General features: G+C 57.2%; 1 protein-coding gene. It reads right to left on the bottom strand.

Annotated elements, in window-relative coordinates:
• Positions 1-366 precede the first annotated feature (366 nt).
• Positions 367-465: IS3 family transposase (locus I6F36_RS39975; RefSeq protein ID WP_346656715.1), on the bottom strand; the 99-nt coding region annotated here is incomplete at its 5' end.

The following is a 465-nucleotide window of genomic DNA, read 5'->3' on the forward strand; positions in this document are numbered from 1 at the left end:
GCTCCGCGACAATCAGAGTTCAAAAAACTCTTGCGCGCGACAATTAACGCGGCAATCATCACCTCGCCGCGACACCGACTCGCCATCCTGATTGTCGTGCGCTTCCCACCCAGATTGTCGCGCTATACGGCAGGGGCGTAGAGTGACATGGGCGTCGTAAAGCTACAGTTCGCACCGCGCACTGCGGCCGTCGAGCCTGATACTCCCGATGTCCTCGCACACGCGATCGCGAAGCTGAGGCAATGTGGGGGCGATGCCATCAACGTTCTGCGCTTGACGGATGAGCTGCCCGAAGTCGTGTTGCCGTTCCTAGCGTGGGCGGCTTCATGACGGCAGGATGATCTTCCCCCGAAAAAATGGACAGGGTTAAGCTGCTTTTAGCTCCATCTCGATCGGGCTGATATAGCCGATGGCGGAGTGACGACGCTTTCGATTGTAGAAGCCCTCGATGTAAGCAAAGATATC

Source organism: Bradyrhizobium sp. BRP19 (assembly GCF_020194195.1).
Taxonomy (GTDB): domain Bacteria; phylum Pseudomonadota; class Alphaproteobacteria; order Rhizobiales; family Xanthobacteraceae; genus Bradyrhizobium; species Bradyrhizobium yuanmingense.